The 20,096-nt window shown below is 34.0% G+C and carries 7 protein-coding genes, 1 tRNA gene and 1 rRNA gene; 2 read left to right on the forward strand and 7 right to left on the reverse strand.

Annotated features, from left to right (window positions below):
• Positions 1–176: 176 nt before the first annotated feature.
• The 3 genes from PBN93_RS03325 to PBN93_RS03335 all read right to left on the reverse strand — a co-directional run bounded on the left by PBN93_RS03325 (position 177) and on the right by PBN93_RS03335 (position 4,551).
• Positions 177–250: transfer RNA gene (locus PBN93_RS03325), tRNA-Ile, on the reverse strand.
• 115 nt (positions 251–365) lie between these two features.
• A 16S ribosomal RNA gene (locus tag PBN93_RS03330) occupies positions 366–1,885 on the reverse strand.
• A 692-nt stretch (positions 1,886–2,577) separates the two neighbouring features.
• The gene (locus PBN93_RS03335; protein WP_271081422.1) at positions 2,578–4,551 is read right to left on the reverse strand and encodes a putative porin; all 1,974 of its coding nucleotides are present in this window, start codon (positions 4,549–4,551) and stop codon (positions 2,578–2,580) included.
• A gap of 282 nt (positions 4,552–4,833) precedes the next feature.
• On the opposite strand from PBN93_RS03335, the gene PBN93_RS03340 reads away from it, so the two are divergent.
• On the forward strand, positions 4,834–9,096 hold the full coding sequence (locus tag PBN93_RS03340) for a T9SS type A sorting domain-containing protein (RefSeq protein WP_271081423.1): 4,263 nt from the start codon (positions 4,834–4,836) through the stop codon (positions 9,094–9,096).
• A 1-nt stretch (position 9,097) separates the two neighbouring features.
• Positions 9,098–9,802: a hypothetical protein gene (locus tag PBN93_RS03345; protein WP_077398790.1), complete on the forward strand. Its 705-nt coding sequence runs from the start codon at positions 9,098–9,100 to the stop codon at positions 9,800–9,802.
• 144 nt (positions 9,803–9,946) lie between these two features.
• Here the strand turns inward: PBN93_RS03345 and PBN93_RS03350 are convergent, their stop codons facing one another.
• The 4 genes from PBN93_RS03350 to PBN93_RS03365 all read right to left on the reverse strand — a co-directional run bounded on the left by PBN93_RS03350 (position 9,947) and on the right by PBN93_RS03365 (position 19,982).
• The gene (locus PBN93_RS03350) at positions 9,947–11,476 is read right to left on the reverse strand and encodes a RagB/SusD family nutrient uptake outer membrane protein (RefSeq protein WP_171974448.1); all 1,530 of its coding nucleotides are present in this window, start codon (positions 11,474–11,476) and stop codon (positions 9,947–9,949) included.
• Between the two features lie 10 nt (positions 11,477–11,486).
• Complete coding sequence (locus tag PBN93_RS03355; protein ID WP_077398795.1) at positions 11,487–14,675, reverse strand: SusC/RagA family TonB-linked outer membrane protein; 3,189 nt, start codon at positions 14,673–14,675, stop codon at positions 11,487–11,489.
• A gap of 524 nt (positions 14,676–15,199) precedes the next feature.
• Positions 15,200–16,714 carry a RagB/SusD family nutrient uptake outer membrane protein gene (locus PBN93_RS03360; protein WP_077398797.1) on the reverse strand — a complete coding sequence of 505 codons (1,515 nt, stop codon included), beginning with the start codon at positions 16,712–16,714 and terminating at the stop codon, positions 15,200–15,202.
• Positions 16,715–16,718: 4 nt separating this feature from the next.
• Entirely contained in the window at positions 16,719–19,982 is a 3,264-nt protein-coding gene (locus tag PBN93_RS03365; protein ID WP_077398799.1) for a SusC/RagA family TonB-linked outer membrane protein, read from the reverse strand.
• Between the last annotated feature and the right edge of the window lie 114 nt (positions 19,983–20,096).

The following is a 20,096-nucleotide window of genomic DNA, read 5'->3' on the forward strand; positions in this document are numbered from 1 at the left end:
CTAAAAGTAGTATATAGTAGCTTGTAGTTAGTACTGCCAACTACTACTCAACTTCCAGAATTTCCTTCTACATTACGTTTATAATGTTATCTCAATACAACCAAACTAATCAATTATAGCCTCTTGTTTTACCTTGACTACTTCTGTAACACTTACTATTGATAAGCTTTACTTAGTAGTCCCAGGCAGACTCGAACTGCCGACCTCTACATTATCAGTGTAGCGCTCTAACCAGCTGAGCTATGGGACTCAATCTTAGTTGTTGTATCTTAATATTTTGAAGTGACAGCGAAAAAAGAAAATAAATCTAGTTACAACTAAATTCTTACTACATAAACTAATATGTAACGGTCGTATTTCTCTAGAAAGGAGGTGTTCCAGCCGCACCTTCCGGTACGGCTACCTTGTTACGACTTAGCCCTAGTTACCAGTTTTACCCTAGGTCGCTCCTTGCGGTGACGAACTTCAGGTACCCCCAGCTTCCATGGCTTGACGGGCGGTGTGTACAAGGCCCGGGAACGTATTCACCGGATCATGGCTGATATCCGATTACTAGCGATTCCAGCTTCACGGAGTCGAGTTGCAGACTCCGATCCGAACTGTGATAGGTTTTATAGATTCGCTCCTTATCGCTAAGTGGCTGCTCTCTGTACCTACCATTGTAGCACGTGTGTGGCCCAGGACGTAAGGGCCGTGATGATTTGACGTCATCCCCACCTTCCTCACGGTTTGCACCGGCAGTCTTGCTAGAGTCCCCACCATAATGTGCTGGTAACTAACAACAGGGGTTGCGCTCGTTATAGGACTTAACCTGACACCTCACGGCACGAGCTGACGACAACCATGCAGCACCTTGTAAATTGCCCGAAGGAAAGTCTATCTCTAAACCTGTCAATCTACATTTAAGCCCTGGTAAGGTTCCTCGCGTATCATCGAATTAAACCACATGCTCCACCGCTTGTGCGGGCCCCCGTCAATTCCTTTGAGTTTCATTCTTGCGAACGTACTCCCCAGGTGGGATACTTATCACTTTCGCTTGGCCGCTCAGATCGAAATCCAAACAGCTAGTATCCATCGTTTACGGCGTGGACTACCAGGGTATCTAATCCTGTTCGCTACCCACGCTTTCGTCCATCAGCGTCAATCAATTGTTAGTGATCTGCCTTCGCAATCGGTATTCTATGTAATATCTATGCATTTCACCGCTACACTACATATTCTAACCACTTCACAATAATTCAAGACCATCAGTATCAAAGGCAATTCTACAGTTGAGCTGCAAACTTTCACCCCTGACTTAACAGCCCGCCTACGGACCCTTTAAACCCAATAATTCCGGATAACGCTCGGACCCTCCGTATTACCGCGGCTGCTGGCACGGAGTTAGCCGGTCCTTATTCTTACAGTACCGTCACCAGACTACACGTAGTCCTTATTCTTCCTGTATAAAAGCAGTTTACAATCCATAGGACCGTCTTCCTGCACGCGGCATGGCTGGATCAGAGTCTCCTCCATTGTCCAATATTCCTCACTGCTGCCTCCCGTAGGAGTCTGGTCCGTGTCTCAGTACCAGTGTGGGGGATCCCCCTCTCAGGGCCCCTACCCATCGTAGTCTTGGTAAGCCGTTACCTTACCAACAAACTAATGGGACGCATACTCATCTTACACCGTAACCTTTATTATAAATATGATGCCATAATTATAAACCATAAGATATTAATCCAAATTTCTCTGGGCTATCCCTTAGTGCAAGGCAGATTGTATACGCGTTACGCACCCGTGCGCCGGTCGTCAGCAGAAGCAAGCTCCTCTGTTACCCCTCGACTTGCATGTGTTAAGCCTGCCGCTAGCGTTCATCCTGAGCCAGGATCAAACTCTTCATCGTTGTTTTGTAAATATTCTTAACAACCTAAAATCGTCTAAAACCAAACTCATTCTCTTTTTTAATTCAATAATACTACTAAGTAGCATTATTTTGCTGTCTCTTCAATATGTCAAATGAACTTTTAATTCTTGTAGAAATACTAGACTCGAACTAGTTGATTAACAATATAATCATTCCAAAATTTCTTAACTCTTACCCCTCTGAAAGCGGTTGCAAATGTAAAACGTTTTTTTAAACTGACAAAATAAAAATTTAAATTATTTTAGTGCTTATTTTCGCTTTAACAACCCTAGCAAATTGGGAATGCAAAAATAGTATTTTTAATTGCTACTAAACAAGCTTTTGTAAACTTATTTTTTAACCTTTTTACAATACTAATTTTACAACCTAATCAATGAACTTTGCTAACTTTATAACTGCTCGTTTGTCCGTTAGCGGCTGCAAATATACTCTCATTTTTGAACACCACAAGCCTTTTTTACATCTTTTTTAAAAGTATTTTTAAAACAAGCTTTACTACGCTATTTTTCAAGCACTTAAAACCTATTCTTTTTTGCTGCTTTTTTAGAAAATATCAACCTGCGAGTTTTAACTGCTTTTAATCCCTATTACTTTAACTATTGAATGGCGATTATCGAGCTAGAAAACTATTAAAATAATAGGTAATAAACGAGAGTGATGCAGGGTTTAAATTAAGAAAAGAAGTTCCATACCAATCCAAAACGTATAACAAAGTCACGATACGGGTAATTTGGTGCCGAATAAAAATCGTAACCCGTAAAGGACGAATTAAAGTGTTCTGCTTTTAAATAGATTCTTGTTTGCTTTACTTTTCCGTTAATAAAAAAGTCTAACATAGGGTATGCTCCTAATTTTTGTTGATCTTGAACGTAAAATTCTCCTAAAGCAGGATTATAAGCATTCATATTATACGCTGTAAAATACTTGAATGTAACACCTGTTTGTATAAACATAGCTTTTTTAAATACATCTTTAGAAAAGTACAACGTATTTCTGGTTACAAATTCTGGTACATTTAATACGGAGTTAGATTGTGATACATTTTGATACATTACTGTATTATCTAATGCCCAACGACCAAACTTAAACTCTTTATTATATTTTATTTTTAAATATCCAACAGAAGCACTTTCTTGAAACGGTTTTATATATGCGTTTTCTTGACCATTATTTATTTGTTCCTCTGTAGCTGTAGAAGCAAAATAGGTGTACTTATCTATATTTGTGTACTTGGCAGATAATGTTCCGTATGGTTTAGAGCTATACTGAAAATTTAAACTATTTACATTTTGTTTATCAAAACTATTCGTGTTTTGCCAGTTGTAATTTTGATAATTACTTTGATAAAGTAAGAAATTAAAGTTAGGCATTTTAGACTCATTATGTAAACTTGCCTTAAATTTATGTTTATCCTTATATATATAGGTAGCTTCTGCATTTAAAAAACTACCTCCTAAATCTCCTGATACATTATAAGCAGCCTCTCCTTTTAAATTAAACTCCCCTATTTTTTTGCTATAAGCAGCACCTAAGGATATTTCCGTTCCTCTTAACTGATTATCTATTGTACCTGTTGGAGTAATTAATAAACTTTTAAAAAAGTAGTTATAATTATAAATACCAACATAACCTTTTAGCCTTCCTAATAATTTGTTAGAAAACGTAGTGTTTAATTGATTGTATGTTGTTTGCAAATGAGCTTTATCATTTGTCTCATCTAAAAAGGTATCTCCAAAATAATCATATTGGTTATCTTGATTGAATTTAGAGAATTTTGTTTCATAACTAAACTGATGTCCAACAGCTATTGATGTAGCTATAATACTGCTTATAGAATCTTCATTCTTTTTAACTAACTTATATTGCTGATCTAAAAAATATCTTTTTCCTAATACAATACTTTCTGCATCTATAAAAGCTACATCTAACCTATCTCTAGTTGTAAATTCATCATCTCCGGTTTCAAACTGAGTATCTCCATCTGTTAATCCACCATTTTCTTGGTAAGTTACATCTTGAGCCGCAATATGTGCTAACAATAAATATCTATTATTTTTAGATGTATAATTAGAAGTAACTGTGAAATTACCAGATGATGCCTGATCGTAGTTGTATTTACCTAAAGACCTAAAACCCTTGTAACCTAATGAAATATTTAACTGAGGAGACATATTAAATGTTAGCATAGCATCTAGCAATTGCCCCTGGGCCATTGTAGTTTTAAACATTAACTCTGTTAAAGGCGTTGGAACTTTGTAATACTTAATTTGATTTATACTCCAGTAATTATCTGTTAATGCAGATGAATTTAGAGAAGGATACATAGATTCACTATCAAAATCTACACCTAACCTATTAGACGGTTTTCCAATATTTGCAAATGGCATAAGCTCAAAACCATCTTTTCTTAAGTAGTTGTACTTATACTCTTTTTGTATACTTAAAGTAGTATCCAAAAAGGTAGTATCTCTTTTTATGGTAAATATTTTATACTCTTGCACACTAGGCTTTTCCTCTTCACCATCCTTTAAAAGCTTACCTGGATTTTCTTCACCTTTAGAACCTAAATTATTTTTAGTCGGTTTTGGATTTTGCGCACCAGCGATTGCTCCCCAAAGTAAAATTACAAGTACAATATATCTCATTTATAAAAAAATATAAGCAAAGGTAATTTTTTACATTTAATTATCTGTGAAAGTTTTGTTACCTTTTACAGACTAACATTTAGACAACAAGGTCAAAACTATAAATTAACAAATGTTTACTAATATAACTCACTGTAGTATTTTAAGAGTATTTTAACATAAAAATACTATTTCCTTGTAAATAGAACTATTAATTAGGATATTTAGCGTTTTTACTACATAAAAATGTTAAATAAAACCTAAAATTTATAGTCCATAAACTTAAACACCAAACAAACTAAGATGACAAAAAAACTACTTATGCTTTTTTTAATGAGCTGTTCATTTTCATTTGCCCAATTTAATGAAGCAGCTCCTTGGATGAAAAATCTAAAGAAAGAAAAAGCCAATACAGCCTCTAAAGAGAATAGCAACAATATGACTATGGATGAACTCACTAGTTCATTTAATGATTATTGGATTAATAGAAATAAAAAAGAGAAAGGTAGTGGCTACAAACCTTTTATGAGATGGCATAATTACTGGAGTTACTACCAAAATACAAATGGTTACGTACCAACATCCAAACAAATTTATGATGCCTGGAAGACAAAAATAAGCACTGCCAATAAGGTAAACCCTACCAGCAACTGGACATCTGTTGGCCCCACTACTAGCAATGTTTTTGCCGGCAGACTACCCGGCAACGGAAGAATAAACGCAATAGCCGTAGACCCTAATAATGAGAATGTTTGGTACGCAGGCGCGCCTGCTGGTGGTATTTGGAAATCTACAAATGCTGGTACAAGTTGGACAAACTTATTGTCTGATTTTTTACAAATTGGCGTATCTGGTATAGCTATAGACCCTAATAACTCTGATGTACTTTATATTTCAACAGGTGATGATGATGCTGCAGACTCCTATAGTATTGGAGTGCTTAAATCTACAGACGGCGGAAATACTTGGAATGAAACTGGTTTAAATACAAATACAATTTCTTCTGGGATATCATTTTTAACTAATGAAATTACCATAGACCCTACAAATAGTAATATTGTTTGGGTAGCATCTAATAACGGACTATACAAAACTATAGACGGAGGTGTAACATGGGTAAATACATTACAAGAAAACATTACCGATTTTAAAATTAAACCAAACGATAGCAATACTGTTTATGCCGTTGATTTTAATAACTTTTATAAGTCTACAGATGGGGGTACAACATTTAACACAATTACCAGTAATTTGCCAACAAGCTCTGGTAGGCTGGTTTTAGGTGTTACACCCGCTAATGAAAACTTTGTATACGTGTTAAGTGCAAATACAGACTATACATTTCAGGGCATTTACAAATCTACAAATAGCGGAACAACTTTTACAAAAACATCTAATAATACAGATATTTTAGAGTCTAACCAAGCTTGGTTTGATTTGGCCTTAGAAGTATCTACAACAGATGAAAACACCTTATTTACCGGTTGCCTAAATGTTTGGAGAAGTACAAACGGAGGAAATAGCTTTGGAAAACTAAATAACTGGGGAATTAACAATAGTGCTTATACCCACGCAGATATACATACCCTAAAAATGTTTAACTCTAAACTTTTTTGTGGTAGTGATGGCGGCTTATATGTATCTGAAAACAACGGAACAACATTTACAGATGTAACAAACGGAATGTCTATTGGTCAGTTTTACAGAATATCTGTAGCTAAAGACGACTCATCTAAAATGATAGGTGGTTTACAAGATAATGGAGGTAATGTATTTAACAACAACCAATGGAATAATTATCATGGTGGTGATGGTATGGACAATGTAATAGACCCTAATAATAACAATTTAATATATGGGTTTACACAAAACGGAGGCTCTTTAAATATTTCATCTAATTCTGGCGAAAACATTGCTCAATTAGGTCCTCCTAAAAATGCAGATAATGAAGATATAGATGGAAATTGGATAACACCACTAGCCATTAATAGTAGAGGTGAAGTTTTTGCCGGTTTTGATGCTATTTACAAGTTAGAAGGTACTAATTGGACAAAAACAAGTACTTCTGCTGGTTTTGGTAAAATTGAAGATTTAGAAACAGACCCTCTTAATCCTGATATTATTTATGCTGTTAACAATAATGTTATTTATAAAAGCGATGATAATGGGCTTAATTTTACCTCGTATATATCATTGCCTGGAAACATATCAGATTTAGCTATAAACAACTTAGATAGCTCTATCCTATACGCGACTACTTCAAACAGAGTAGGAATAGCATTATCTGGACAACCATTTAGTCGTGGAGTTTATAAAATTACAACTGATGGCACAGATGTTACTTTAGAAGATATTACTTTAAATTTACCTACAGACCAAGCATTTTTTAGCATTGCCCACCAAGGCTTACACCAAGACAATCCAATTTTTGTTGGCACAAGTTTAGGTGTTTATAGGCTAGATGATACGCTTACAGAATGGGAAGAGTACGATACCAATTTACCAAATGTAGCTATAGGCGATATTGATATTAATACCACAGATAATATTATTACTGCCGCAACATACGGCAGAGGTGTTTGGCAATCTCCTTTACCAACTAGGGACCCAGATAATGATGTTAGCTTAATTTCTATATCTCCTTCAATAAATTCAGTTTTATGCGGAGAAATTACACCCATAGCAACCATTAAAAATAACGGAACAAACCTAATTACAGAAGTTACATTTACATACGGACTAAACAATACAGAGTTAACTTATGTTTGGACAGGGGCTTTAAACTTTGAGGAAACAGCTACAATACCTTTACCTGCTATAAATACAACAGACTTTGGAAAATCATCTTTAAAAGTAGCCGCTACAATAACAAATGACACTTTTAACACAAACAACTCTAAAAACAGCACGTTATATATAAACAGAGACGGAAATGCTAATGTTGTAAATACTTTTGATAGTGAGGATGAGTACTTACTTACGTACAATGAATCTAGTGACGCATTATTATGGGAAAAAGGAGTTCCTACTGGCACTTTATTAAACACTGCCAGCTCTGGAGCCAATGTTTATGGCACTAATTTGGATGGCGACCACCCAAACAACACTAAAGCTTATTTAATTAGTAACTGCTACAATATAGCCAATATTGCAAATCCTGTGTTAAAGTTTAAAATGGCATATGAACTAGAAGAAAACTGGGATGTGGTTTATGTAGAATACTCTACAAACCAAGGTATAGATTGGAATGTTTTGGGCAACATTAATAGCCAACCAAACTGGTACAACAGTAACAGAACAAATGCAATATCTGGTGTTGCTGACGATTGCCAAAATTGCCCTGGTAAACAATGGACAGGCACCAATACAACCCTAACAGAATATAGCTACAACTTTAATACAAATGCAGCGTTAGGAGAACCAAATTTAAGCCTAGAAGAAAATATTATTTTCAGAATAGTTTTTCACTCAGACCCAGGAGTATCAGAAGAAGGTGTTATTATAGATGATTTTGTTCTAGAAGGCGAACAAGATGACGATGATGATGATAATGATGGCATTTTAGATGTAGACGACAACTGCCCTACTATTGCCAACGCAGACCAATTAGATACAGACGGAGATGGTATTGGTGATGTTTGCGACACAGATGACGATAATGATGGTATTTTAGATATAGATGACAATTGTGATTTAATTGCAAACCCAGACCAAGCAGATTTAGATAACGATAACGTAGGAGATGTTTGTGATAACGACAATGATAATGATGGTGTAATTGACAGTTTAGACTTGTGCCCTACAACGCCAGAAAACACTATTGTAAATGTAAATGGATGTGAAATATTTTCGTTACCATCTTCAAATTTTAGAATAAAAACAATTGCTAAAAGTTGTATATCTAGTAATAACGGAGCTGTTAATATTACAGCAGAAATGCCTTTAAATTATACGGCAACCATAAGCGGCAGTGTTAATAACTCTAAAACATTTACCAATGAAGTTTCTTTTAATGATTTAGCCTTAGGTAACTATACTATTTGTATTACTGTTGATGGCCAACCAGAATATCAAAATTGTTTTACAGTATCTATTTCAGAACCAGAACCACTAGCGGTAACAACTGCAGTAAACTCTGTTTCTAATAGTGTAACATTTAATTTAACTGGAGGTAAGGTCTATAACATCAACATAAATAATAAAACATATACCACTACTAAAAACGAAATTACCTTACCGTTAGATAAAATTGAAAATAAAATTAGTATAAAAACAGATAAAGACTGCCAAGGAATTTATGAAGAACGTATAATTTCTAGCACAGATATTTTTATTTACCCGAACCCAATTAAAGGTGGAGATTTAACCATAGAATTAAACAGACCAAATGTAACCCAAGTAGAACTTGCATTATACACTATAAATGGCACCAGAGTATACAAAAAAGATCATAAATTAAATAACGGTTTTATACAATTTAATGTAGACTCTTTATCTAGAGGTGTATATGTTTTAAATATAAAAACCCAACAAACTATACTTACTTATAAAATAATAAGAAAATAATATGAAAACATTATATAAATTTACTTGTATTAGTGCTTTAATTTTGGCCTCTTGCGGTGGCGGCGGAGATGATGGAGGAACAGATACGCCAGCACCCACTGCTGCCCCAAAACCAACAACATTAGTTTTTCCTGAAAATAACACCGAATGTAATGAAGGAACTATTGTAAGTGATAGACAAAGCTCTGTAGAATTTAGCTGGAGTGATGCTGCAGATACAGACAGTTATGAGATTAACATTAAAAATTTAAATACCGGTAATACTATAACAAAAACAGTTACCACTACTTTTAATGCTGTTATTATAGACCGCGGAACTCCTTACGAGTGGTTTGTAACATCTAAAGCGTCTGGCACTACAGAAACGGCAACTAGTGACGTCTGGAAATTTTACAACCAAGGTATTGGCACAGAAAATTACGCTCCTTTTCCTGCAGATGCAATTAACCCTACAAGAGGCGCTACTATTGCTACAACTAATGAAGTATCATTAAAATGGTCTGGTGAAGATGTAGATGATGATATAGTTGATTATGAAATATTATTTGGAACGGATAACACACCAACTACAAGTATAGGAGTAACTACAGAAACTACTATTAACACAAATGTTACAACCAATACTATTTATTATTGGAGAGTAATTACTAAAGACAATGAAGGCAACACTTCTAATTCGGAAATATTTGAATTTAAAGTGGAATAATAACGTTAACAGTAATGCACAAAAAAGCTCTTAGAAACTAATCTAAGAGCTTTTTTTATATGTCGACTAAAACAAATTGAAAGCCCAGATACCAGAATTAATAATCTGGGCTAATAATAAAACAAAGTAAATATTACTTATATACTATTGATTTTGATCTGCTGGAGTAATAGCGTCATTTAAATTAATTTCAGTTTCTGGAATCTGAAAAGTAAAACGAGCATCACCCGCAGGGATATTAAAGAAGGAAGATGGACTATTTGGATGTGTTGTACCTTCAAAATCACGAACAAGACCAACATTCCATCGTTTCATATCTAACAAACCAAATCCTTCTCCCCAAAGTTCTATACGTCTGTGCAACCTAATTTCCTCCATTAAACTATTACCTGAATTTGTTGAAAGCATATAAGCATTATCTCTGGTAGAAACCAAATCATATAATTCTTGTGCTGCACCAGCGTCATCTCCGTTAGAGGCTTTGGCTTCAGCAATAATTAAGTACATTTCTGCAACTCTCATATAAACATAATCTGCCTCAAAAAAAGTATCATCATAAAACTTATAATTATAAATTTGACCTTCTTTAGGCTGATCAATAAAACCGTTATCTGGCCCAAACCAATTGCTACGTACGTCTGTAGAAGATACTGCGTTATATAACCTTACATCTACAGTTCTGTGATGACCTAACTGACCTGTATAACCAGGTGTTACACCAATAGCGCTTTTTTGTACTGGTGAGTACGATTGTATTTGCGCAAAAAATGATGCATAGATTGATGATGTATCTCCATTTATATCTGCTCCCCATAACCACTCTGGGTTAGATATGTACTGAAAACCATCTAATAACTGATCTGCCGCTAAAGATCCGGCTGCTTTTGCTATTTCTGCAAATTGTATTGCTTTAGTATAATCTTTAGACAATAAATAAAAACGAGCCAAATAACCAGCTGCAATATTTTGATTGATAACAGTCTTATCTGGTCTTGTAAAACCCTCAAGACCATCATAACCTTCTTTTAAATCTGCCTCTATTTGGTCATAAACCTCCTGCACAGTTAACCTACCAAAACCTGGCCCGTTAACTAAATCTGCTGTTGGATCTATAATTGGTACACCAGCATCAGACATTGCAGGATTTCCTTTTTGGTAAATTTGTATCAGTTGCAAGTAAGCCAATCCTCTAACTACTTTTGATCTAGACAAAACATAGGTTAAATCTTGTGTTAATACAGACTCATCTAATCCACCAATAAGTGTAATAGTTTGGTTTGCTCCTTTAATTATTTCATAGTAATAATCCCAAATTGTATTAGTTTCTGTACCAGATTCTTGGGTTCTACCAATGTATTTATACAAATCATCATACCACCAGCCATTGTTAGAGTCTATCATATCATTAGACATAATATCCATCATTAAATCAATAGACTTTTGGCCATAATCGTTATGGTTACCCCCAGAGCCTGCTACGTTAAAGGTTCTCATATTATTTATTGTACCAGTATCAAAAGAACTTGCGGTAGACAATAAAGCTTCTGGCGACTCTTCAGCTAATTCTGCAATGGTTGCATCTGTAACTATGTTTTCTAAATCTGACTCTAAATAATCATCACTACAGCTAGCTGATATTGCTAACATTGTAGCTATTACTAATATTTTTTTCATTTTTTTACTTTTAAAAATTAACATTTAAACCTAACGTAAACGTTTTTAATGTTGCGTACCTTACAGAATTGTTACCTCCGGTAACACTTGCTCTAGGATCAAAACCTTGTATATCTGACGCTGTCCACAAAGCTAAGTTGTTACCCAAACCATAAATTCTAACTTTACTTAAACCTATTTTATTAGTAACATCTTGCGGTAAAGTATACCCAACAGACACATCGTTAAGACTAATGAAATCTGATTTTTGTAAAAATAAATCTGATACACTATAGTTTCTAGAGCCATCTATAACTCTTGGTAACTGCGCTGTTGTATTGTCATATGTCCAAGATTTATTAAAATCTCTATGAAAGTTTTCTCCAATACCACCGCCAAAGCCGTCGTTGTAAATTGCATCATAAGCATACCCTCCAAATTGGTAAGAAAGAGCAAAACTAAAATCTAGGTTTTTATATGTAAGTGATGATGTAAAACCACCATTAACATCTGGTAAAGCAGATTTTCCTAAACTAGTTTCTGACGCTACAGAGTAATCTTCGGTTTGGTTGTTTATAATTGGTGTTGTACCGTCTGCTTCAAATTCACTAGAAGTATACCAAATTGCATTACCATTTTCTGGGTTAACGCCAACAAAATCTCTAATGTAATAATCAAAAGCACTACTACCTTTTTCCCATCTGTATACAGTACCCGGATCTATAAATTCTCTTCCAGGAGCAAGTTTAGTTATCTCATTTTTATAATGAGTTGCATTTAAATCTACCGTCCAGTTTAAGTTTTTGTTTCTAATAATGTCATAAGAAATACTAGCTTCAAAACCTACATTTTGCATATCCATTACGTTTTCTGGTATAGATGGTAAACCAGAAGAGTTAGGTAAAGGTCTGTTAAAAATTAAATCTGTTATTTTACGTTCAAAATATTCCGACTCTATTCGAACCCTATTGTCAAACATATTAAGTTCAAAACCAACATTAAAATTGGTAGATGTCTCCCATTTTAAATCTCTGTTACCTAAAACTGTTTTATTTAAGTTAAACTCTTCACCATCTGTAGTTACATCCCACTGATCTAAGTAAGGTGCATAATTTCTAACAGCAGTATTGTCTGGGTAACCAACATAGTCATTACCCTGCTGGCCAATACTAGATTTAAGTTTAAGTTCAGAAATCCAATTTACATTATCCATAAAAGATTCTTTAGAAACTCTCCAAGCTAAACCAGCTCCCCAAAAGTTACCCCATCTATTTTCTTCTGCAAAAACAGAAGAACCATCTCTACGGAAACTACCATTTATGTAATATTTATTATCAAAGTCGTACAACATTCTCGCAAAAAAACCTTCTAAAAGGTATTCTGTAGGACCACCAGTTACATTACCTGCTCCATCATTTTCTGCAAATAAACTAGCTGAAATATCATTAGAGATAAACTGATTTTTTTTATTGGCATCTAAAAATTTAAAGTTGTAATCTGAGTTTTCATGCCCTAACAAAATATCTAGGTTATGATCTTCTCCTATCGTTTTTTTCCAACCTAATAATTGTTGATTAGTATAAGTAGTACCTCTACCAAACTGCTCTGATAATCTACCGTTTACATCTGCAGGAGATGCACTACCAACAATTTTATTGGTATAATTTGTGGTATTATAAAAAGCAAGATCTAAACCAAAATTATATGTAAATGTAAAATCTTTTAAAAAGTTAATTTCTGCAAAAGCCCTTGACGTTAAATTATCTCTTACAGATTTATTTACATTTAGTGTTTGTAGAGCGTGCGGATTAGAAAAACCATTAAATGGCCTACCAGCAGTTGCATTTGGAGATGTAACATCTGCCCAATCCCAAAGTGGATTTCCTTTGTCATCTAAAACCGTTTGCCCCGTAGCATGATCTACAGCAAAAACAGGATATATAGGCGCTATATTTCTAACCCAAGCAAAATTACCTGTAATATTATTAGTTAAAGTTCCTGTTTGCTCTCTGTTAGCATAATTAGCAGACATCCCCAATTTAATGTTATCACTCACTTGAGAGTTTACATTCATATTTAAAGTTAACCTTTTAAAACCGGTATTAATGTTATACCCAGTATTATCTTCATTACCTACAGAGAAAAAGTATTTCGCTTTTTCAGTACCTCCGGCAATACTTGCGTATAAAGACTGTATACCACTACCGTTGTTAAACAACTCATCTTCCCAATCTGATGTCCATAACTGGTTACCAGATCTTAATTTACCCGTTGTAGGGTCTATAACAGTTGTTCTATCACCTCCAAAAGGATTATAAACCAAGCCTTGTGCTCCATCAAATAAATTTGCAGAAGCATTTAAGCCAGCAGTAGCTTCATCTGTGCCATTCTCTACAATGTCATTACTTTTAAGCATTTTATGATAAGCCTCCAAATACTCACCAGCCCCATCCATAACATCATAATCTTTAACAGCTCTACTGGTAAAACTAGTTCTAACATCTAAGTTTACACTTACTTTACCCGCTTTACCTTTTTTTGTTGTTACAATAATAACACCATTAGCTCCTCTATTTCCATACAAAGCAGCAGCTGCAGCATCTTTTAAGAATGAAATAGACTCTATATCATTTGGGTTTAATGATGTAATAGACTCGTTGTAAGGAACACCGTCTACAACATATAAAGGCGCAGAAGATCCGTTTAAAGAACCTATACCCCTAAACCTAACTGTAGGTGCTGTACCAGGTTGTCCTGAGTTAGAAAAAATTTGAACACCAGAAACTTTACCAGTTAAACCTGTTACCGCATTACCAGATGCCACTTTAGCTATTTCTTCTGATTTAATTTCTGCTATAGACCCAGTAAGGGACTCTTTCTTTTGAGTACCATAAGCAGTTACCACAACTTCTTCTAGCGCTTCTGCATCTTCTTCCATTTGAAGATTAATTGTGCTTGAAGTCCCAACAGTTCTTTGTGTTGTTTTTTGACCAATATAACTGTAACGCAAAACCTGACCTACTTTTGCATTTATGGTATAGTTACCGTCAAAATCTGATTGCGTACCAGTTGTTGTACCAACAACCAGTACCGAAACACCAGGCAATGGTAAACCATTTTGGTCTGTTACATTACCTGTAATTGTTTTCTCTTGCGCATAAGAGAAACTCATTAACATCACCAGTAAGGGTGTTAAAATCCAAGTTACTTTTTTTCTCATTTAATTTAGTTTTGAGTTAGCTTTAGCTTTCCTTTAACCCCTTGTACTATTAAAAAATACTATTAACAATTTTTTAGCATTTTTAGATTTATAACAAGTAATTAAACTGGACTAAAAATTATTTAATTAAAATAGATACTTAGTAAATTCAGTGTCCTACAAAGAATTAGTACTACCCAAAAAACTTTTATAAATAAGAAAACAGCAACTTAAAAAGTATCTATAAAGCACTTTGTCGTATTAAAACTTTGTTAATTACATTAATTATTGAAAAAAATTGATTTTTGTTGCGTAAAAATTACTATAACAGCAACTTTCTTATCATATTCTTAATTTTACGCAGTTAAAACAGAAGAAATTTAATCATTGAAAAGTAAGACAAGACAGTGTTAATTTAACAAGTACAATTGTTCATGAAAACATTACAGATTAACAACCAACACCCTTTTACAGATAAATAAAACCATAAAAAAACCGCCAAGAGCAATTGCTCTTGGCGGTTAAATAAAATAAATGTTTAAATTTTAATTCTGAGAATTAATATTTGGATTAAATAAAATCTCTTCTTGAGGAATTTCATAAGTTAAACGCTCATCATCATGACTAAAAGAATCTCCTGAAAAGTCTAACCAGTTAGATCCTCTAGTTCTAGTTTCACGTCTTCTCTTCATAATAAAGTAAGATTGTCCTTCTGCAAATAACTCTAAACGCGCTTGTAAAGCAGCTTCCTCTGCTAAGGCAGGACCAGATAAACCATCAATATAAGAACTGTCATCTAATCTTAAATCTAATAAAGCTTTTAAACTAGTTCTTGCAGCTGCATCATTACCATTTTCTGCCGCAGCCTCTGCGTGTAATAAATACATTTCTGCTATTCTCATATAATGAGAATCTGAATCTATATTAGATTGCGGGCCAGAAAAGGCTGCAAAACCATTAAGCTCTGCTCCTTTATAGTAAAACTTACCAGTAGGTTGTAAACTTGCAGAAAACTGATTTAATCTGATATCATCATCTCTAAAATTAGCATGTAAATCTGCATCCATTCCTTTAGAGTTACCTACGGCAGCATAACTATAACTGTACACGTCCATAAAACCCCACCAAGAAAATAAAGATGCTAAACCTTGACCAGTTGGTGTAATATCAATACCCCACATAATACCAGGAATAGAGTTAATATCATTAAAACCACCTACTGCTCCACTTTCATCTGGCAATAAAGCAACTTCATCTGCAGTCATAATTGGATAATTTCCAGAGTTAACCACAAGTGCAGCATACTCTTCAGTTTTAGGCCAATTATTTAATGCTCCGTAAGTTTTTGCTAATAAACCTCTAACAATATCTTGGTTAATTTCAATTTTATCTTCTCTAACAAAACCTTCTAACAAAGTTTCTGCATCTGTTAAATCTTTTATAACCAAATCAAAAACCTCTTGCAAAGTAGATTTTGGCTGATCTATGTCTTCTGCACTAGTATAGATAGGAAGTACTTCTTGAGACATATTTGTAATATCATTTACAAAAACATGTGCTAAAAAGAAATAAGCGTACCCTCTAAGAGCTTTTGCTTGACCAACTGTATATCTAAGGTTTTCTGTTTCTGGCACTACGTCATTACCACCCGCACCATCTATAACTAAATTAGATAAGTTAATAATTCTGAAAAGAAATCTCCATGGTCTGTAATTATATTCAGAATCTGGGTCTACTGTAGCTGTTAACTCAGAAATTTGTGTTTGTCTGTTATAACTCTTACCTAAATGAGCCATATCTGCAGAAAACATATCTAACTGAATGTACTGTGTAGTAATACCAAAATCTTCCTGACTACCAGTACCACCACTACCTCTACGGTATAAGTTTTCATAAATACCTAGTAATGTAGCTTTAGATACATCTGGATTAATTTTAGAAGCCTCACTCACTTGTTCTTGTGATAAAGTTTCTGTTGGATATACCTCTAAAAAGTCTTCACTACATGAGCTCATAAATAACAAAGCTCCTGCATAAATTATTTTATTTATTGTTTTCATAATATTATAATTTTAAATTAACACCTAAAACAACTGTAGATAATGGATTATATCTGTAAATACTAGATCCACCAGTTATAGATGTAGATGGATTAAATCCTTGTCTTTTTGAGAAAAATGCAAGGTTATCACCTGTAATATAAAAGTCTAACTTTTTTAGACCTATTTGCTCACTAATATCATTTGGTAATGTATACCCTAATCTAACATTATTTAAAGCTAAGTAATCAGATTTTACTAAGAACCTTGTAGATGTAGCATTTTGCTGAATTTGAAATCTTGCATCTTGTCTTGGTATATCTGTAACATCACCAGGTTGCATCCAACGATCTCTAATATCTACGTGGAAGTTATTAGTACCTGCATAATCATTGTCCATTAAGTTTGCATAAGCAGTATCATAAGCATATCCTCCTAAAGAATAGTTAAACAAAGTACTTAAAGTAAAGTTACCGTAAGAAGCGTTTAACCTAAAAGAACCTGTAATGTCTGGAATTGCTGTTTTGTTGATAAACTTATCTGCAGCTTCAGAATATACCTCAGTAATATCTTGAACTATTGTTGCATCAGGATTATCATTCATATATGATGTTAAATTGGTAATAATCTCATCACCAGTTCCAAAAACACCATCTCCATCTAAGTCATTAAAACTACGCTCCCATTGTGCTGCACCAGTATCTACGTTAACACCTGCATAAACTGGCATATAATAGTCATATAATGAACGCCCAACTGTACGAGCATAATTTCCATCTATATCAAGCTTTTGTTGTTCACCTGTTGCAGGGTCAATAGGCATTGCCTGTAATTCATTTTTGAAAGTAGAACCATTAATTCCAAATGATAAATTAAATTTATCACTATCAACTATTTTAAAATCTAAATCAAATTCTACACCTGAATTTAATAATTCACCGTCATTAACAGATATTAAAGCATAACCTACTGAAGGGCCAACTCTTCTGTCAAAAAACATATCTGTAGTAGACTTTCTGTATGCTTCAATAGAACCATCAACAAAACCGCCAAGTTCAAATTCTACACCAACGTTAAACTGGTTAGAACTTTCCCAAGTAAGATCTGGATTACCTTTTGTAGCAAAAGCTAAAGAAATGTTATCATTTAAGTTATTAACAGAGTATAAGTTGTAACCAGGATAATAATTATTAGCAGTACCGTTTAATACACCAGAGTTACCTAGAACACCGTAACTAGCCTTTAATTTTAAAAAGTCTACAAACTTAGAGCCAGACATAAAATCTTCTTGAGAAACTACCCATGCACCACCAACAGAATAAAAATTACCCCATTTTTCATTTACAAATCTTGAAGAAGCATCTCTGTTAAAAGTAGCATTTAAAAAGTATTTGCTTGAAAAGTCTAAAGTTGCATTTGCTATATAACTTTCAGTTCTCTCATCTCTAGTGAAACCATCACTAGGTGCATTTACAACACCATTTGAAATATCTGTTCCAAAAGGAGTCACTAATTTAGAACGCTCAGCTTCTAAGTAATTAAACTCATAAGCAGTTGCTACGTGAGATACAAAAGCTGATAAGTTCATATTATTAAATGACTTGTTGTATCTAAGTCCTGTTCTAATAGTATAGTTTTTCACCTCAGATCTAGATCTGTTAATTACACCACCCTGACCTTTAGAAGGACTATAAAAAGGTTCATTTAAAAGAATATCATCACTCATAAAATATTGGTAAGAGAAATTATTCTCTAAATCTAAACCTTCTACTAATGTTATTTTTAAGTCATTAGTAAAGTTTACAGAGTTATCTTTTGACCTACTAATGTTAATTTGAGAATCTGCAACACCATTTGTAGCAAAACCAAAACCACGACCATCTTCTAAACCATAATCATACAAGAAACCACCATAAATTGGATCTTCTATTTTGTTTCCGTTTGCATCTCTTGTAAACAGAGGATATATTGTTGGTAAGTTATCAATCCACCAAAATTGAGAAGAAGAAGAACTTCCTGTCCCGTTGTTATTGGTTTCACTTTGAGCGTAGTTTAAAGAAGTATTCATTTTTATAAAGTCTCTAAACTTATTTGTTGCAGAAATACGAGCATTTAATCTTTGGTAATCTGTATTACTTGCATAACCTTGATCATCAATAAAACCAACTGATGTATAAACTGAAGAATTTTCACCAGTATTAGCTAATGATATGTTACCTTCTATTCTGTTAGCACTTTGAAAAGCAAAATCTTCCCAGTCTTCTGGCGTATATCTTCTAGTTACTCCTGGTCTAACCATTCCTGTAGCAGGGTCTATTAATTCAGAAACACCTTGAGCACCGCTATCACTAACATTCCACATATTGTAAACAGGTGAAATATCTGAAACATCTGCATTTGCACCTTCAAATAAATTTGCATTTGCATAATCTATTGCTGCTATTTCATCACCATTATTTTCTAATAAACCTCTCTGGTAAGTTCCTTCCCAAGCTATACCAATGTATTCCTCTGGAGATTCAATAGTTTCATATCTACCAATACCTTGGAAGTTAGCACCTGTTTTAATAGATACGTTAATTTCATTACCAGTATCTGAACCTCTTTTAGTTGTAATTACAATTACACCATTAGCTCCTCTTGCTCCATAAAGAGAGGTTGCAGAAGCATCTTTTAAAACTGTAACAGATTTAATATCATTTGGATTGATATCATTTAAACTACCTCTAAAAGGTGCATCATCTACAATATACAACGGACTTTGACTACCGTTTACTGAGCCAAAACCTCTAATTCTTACTGTAGAAGTACTACCAGGCTGACCTGAAGTATTAAATACAGAAACCCCAGCTGCTTCACCAGCTAAAGCCTGAGAAACGTTAGTAAATGATTTTTGAGAGATGTTCTCCCCTGCAACTACTTTTGCAGATCCTGCAAAAGAAGTTTTTGACACGTTACCAAAACCAGTAACTACTACTTCGTCTAAAGATTCGGCATCTTCAGCCATTTGCACATTAATTGTTGAGCTAGCACCAACTTTTCTGTCAGTGTTTTTTTGACCAATATAACTGTAACGCAATACCTGACCAACTTTTGCACTGATGGTGTAGTTACCATCAAAATCTGTTTCTGTTCCTGTAGAAGTCCCTACAATTAAAACAGTAACACCTGGTAACGGAAGACCATCCTGATCTGTAACGTTACCTGTAATTGTTTTCTCTTGTGCATAAGAGAAACTCATAAATAACACCAACAAGGGTGTTAAAATCCAAGTTACTTTTGTTCTCATTTATTTTAATTTTTGAGTTAGTACTTAGCAAAAATCTTAAATTTAAGTTAAAGAACCAAAGATAAAATGTTAATACGCAAATTTTATGTTAAAAACATTACATAATCGTCATAT

Source organism: Cellulophaga omnivescoria (assembly GCF_027915275.1).
Lineage (GTDB): Bacteria > Bacteroidota > Bacteroidia > Flavobacteriales > Flavobacteriaceae > Cellulophaga > Cellulophaga omnivescoria.

Bases quoted from the DNA above. Each gene is read 5' to 3' on its own strand.
- PBN93_RS03335 (WP_271081422.1), bottom strand. From the start codon at position 4,551: ATGAGATATATTGTACTTGTAATTTTACTTTGGGGAGCAATCGCTGGT.
- PBN93_RS03360 (WP_077398797.1), bottom strand. From the start codon at position 16,714: ATGAAAACAATAAATAAAATAATTTATGCAGGAGCTTTGTTATTTATG.
- PBN93_RS03365 (WP_077398799.1), bottom strand. From the start codon at position 19,982: ATGAGAACAAAAGTAACTTGGATTTTAACACCCTTGTTGGTGTTATTT.
- PBN93_RS03345 (WP_077398790.1), top strand. From the start codon at position 9,098: ATGAAAACATTATATAAATTTACTTGTATTAGTGCTTTAATTTTGGCC.
- PBN93_RS03355 (WP_077398795.1), bottom strand. From the start codon at position 14,675: ATGAGAAAAAAAGTAACTTGGATTTTAACACCCTTACTGGTGATGTTA.
- PBN93_RS03340 (WP_271081423.1), top strand. From the start codon at position 4,834: ATGACAAAAAAACTACTTATGCTTTTTTTAATGAGCTGTTCATTTTCA.
- PBN93_RS03350 (WP_171974448.1), bottom strand. From the start codon at position 11,476: ATGAAAAAAATATTAGTAATAGCTACAATGTTAGCAATATCAGCTAGC.